This is a genomic window from Streptomyces sp. NPDC058534, from assembly GCF_042717365.1.
Lineage (GTDB): Bacteria > Actinomycetota > Actinomycetes > Streptomycetales > Streptomycetaceae > Streptomyces.
Map to the genome: position 1 here is coordinate 55,731 of NZ_JBHXNW010000047.1, position 2,809 is coordinate 58,539.

Below are 2,809 nucleotides of genomic sequence, written 5' to 3' on the forward strand. Positions count from 1 at the left end.
TACCCCCCCCCCCCCGGGCCCCCCCACACCCCCCCCCCCCCCGGGGTCGGGGGGGGGGCCCGCCCCGCCGCCCCCCCCCGCCCCCCCCCCGCCCGCGGGCCCGGGGGGGGGCGGACAGCTCGCGGACGGTTCGTCAGCACGGTGTGGTTGCCATCAACTTCTCGAAGGAAGCCATGCAGTCCGGGCAGTGACGTGCCCGTTCACCGTCGGATGCCTCAATACGTTCGCGGAGCTGCTGTCCGCACAGCGTGGCCGCGGCCTGTTTGGCCAACACGTGCCACACCAACGCTCCGCCCGCCTTCTCCGGGCCCACGCACATTTCGTACATGATCGGCCTCCCAGCCTGGACGCCGCTGACACCCTCAAGGAGACACCGGTTCGGCCGTGACCAGTAGCGTGCGGGGGCCATTCGGGTGACGGCCGCTTCGGCCGCACGGGTCGCCGGCCCACCCGGACGGCTACAAACGATCAGCCAACCGGCCGTACCTCGGTGGTTGTGTGACGTGGCATCGACGCGGGCGGCCGGGGCTCGGTTGCCCTGGTCGGATGGTGACACAGACCGAACCGACCGAACCGACCCGACCGACCGCCACGGTCCCGGCGGCGGAACGCCACGGCAGGGGGCGGGTGCTCGTCTCCTGGGTCACCTCGACCGACCACAAGCGGATCGGTCATCTGTACCTCATCACGTCGTTCGCGTTCTTCCTGATCGCCGGGGCGCTGGCGATGCTGCTCCGGGCCGAGTTGGCCCGGCCCGGCATTCAGGTGCTCTCCCACGAGCAGTACAACCAGGCCTTCACGATGCACGGCACCATCATGCTGCTGCTGTTCGCCACCCCGACCTTCGCGGGGTTCACGAACGCCGTCATGCCGTTGCAGATCGGCGCGCCGGACGTGGCGTTCCCACGGCTGAACATACTGGCGTACTGGCTGTTCCTGTTCGGCGGGCTGATCGTGCTCGGCGGTTTCCTCACCCCGCAGGGCGCGGCGGACTTCGGCTGGACCGCCTACACGCCGCTCAGCGGTCCGCTGCGCGCCCCGTACCTCGGCGGCGACCTGTGGATCATGGGGCTGGCGCTGTCCGGGTTCGGCACCATCCTGGGCGCGGTCAACTTCATCACCACGATCATCTGCATGCGCGCCCCCGGCCTGACCATGTTCCGCATGCCGATCTTCGTCTGGAACGTGCTGCTGACCTCGGTCCTGGTGCTGCTGGCCTTCCCGGTGCTGGCGGCGGCGCTGCTGGTGCTGGAGGCCGACCGGCACTTCGGCGCCCATGTGTTCGACGCCGAGAACGGCGGGGCGCTCCTGTGGCAGCACCTGTTCTGGTTCTTCGGCCACCCCGAGGTGTACATCCTCGCGCTGCCGTTCTTCGGGGTGATCACCGAGATCATCCCGGTCTTCGCCCGTAAGCCGATCTTCGGCTACATGGGGCTGGTCGGCGCCACCATCGCCATCGCGGGGCTCTCGGCCACCGTGTGGGCGCATCACATGTTCGCCACCGGTGCCGTGCTGCTGCCGTTCTTCTCGTTCCTGACGTATCTCATCGCCGTCCCCACCGGGGTGAAGTTCTTCAACTGGATCGGCACGATGTGGCGGGGGTCCCTGTCCTTCGAGCCGCCGATGCTGTGGACGGCCGGCTTCCTGGTGACGTTCCTCTTCGGCGGGCTGACCGGGGCGATCCTCGGCTCGCCGCCGCTGGACTGGCACGTCACCGACTCGTACTTCGTCGTCGCGCACTTCCACTACGTGCTGTTCGGCACGATCGTGTTCGCGATGTTCGGCGGATTCAGCTTCTGGTGGCCGAAGATGACGGGCCGCATGCTCGACCACCGGCTGGAGAAGGTGCACTTCTGGACGCTGTTCGCCGGTTTCCACACCACGTTCCTGGTGCAGCACTGGCTCGGCGTGGAGGGCATGCCCCGCCGGTACGCGGACTACCTGGCCGCGGACGGCTTCACAGCCCTCAACACGGTCTCCTCCGTCGGCGCGTTCCTGCTCGGTCTGTCGACGCTGCCGTTCCTGTACAACGTGTGGAAGACCGCGAAGTACGGGCGTCCGGTCGAGGCCGACGACCCCTGGGGTTACGGGCGTTCCCTGGAGTGGGCCACCTCCTGTCCTCCGCCGCGGCACAACTTCCACGCGCTGCCGCGCGTACGCTCCGAGTCGCCGGCCTACGACCTCCACCACCCCGAACTCGTCGCGCTCGAGGAGGCGGAGCGGACCGGGCCCTGACACTTGTCAGGGACCCTTGGGCCCAGGTCGTCCCTAGAGTGCCGAGTGCGGGCCGGGTGCCGCCCGGCCGCACATCGGCACAGGGGGAATCACACATGAAGCGACTGACGCGTCACTCGGTCACCGCGCTGGCGGCGGCCGCGCTCGCCGTGGGCGGGCTCGCCACCACGGCCCAGGCCGCCCCGGCGGCGCCGAGCGGCGGTGACCCGACCCTCACCGACGTCTACATCTGGGCGACAAACGTCAACCTGCGCCAGCACCCCACCAGGGACTCCAACGTGCTCGCGGTCCGCTCCACCTACTGGCTGGACGCGGTCTGCCAGAAGCGGGGCGAGTACGTGCACGACCCGGCGGTGGGCGGCAACAGCTGGTGGACGGCCGTGCAGGAGTTCTCGGGCAGTGACATCGCCTGGGTCAACAACCTGTATCTGAGGGGCGGCGAGAAGATCGCGGGCGTTCCGGACTGCTGACCGGCGCCGGAGCACACCGCGCGGGGGGGGGGGGGGGCCCCCCCCCCCCCCCCCCCCCCGGGAGCGGGGGGAGGTGGACGCCCGGGCGGGGGGGGGGCCCGCTA

General features: G+C 70.1%; 2 protein-coding genes. Both read left to right on the forward strand.

The genetic code is table 11. The features are described 5' to 3' along the window. Positions 1-546: 546 nt before the first annotated feature. Complete coding sequence (ctaD, locus tag ACFWR9_RS26490; protein WP_383846382.1) at positions 547-2,235, forward strand: cytochrome c oxidase subunit I; 1,689 nt, start codon at positions 547-549, stop codon at positions 2,233-2,235. Positions 2,236-2,330: 95 nt separating this feature from the next. Further along, complete coding sequence (locus ACFWR9_RS26495; RefSeq protein ID WP_383846383.1) at positions 2,331-2,705, forward strand: peptidase M23; 375 nt, start codon at positions 2,331-2,333, stop codon at positions 2,703-2,705. The last annotated feature ends 104 nt before the right edge of the window (positions 2,706-2,809 follow it).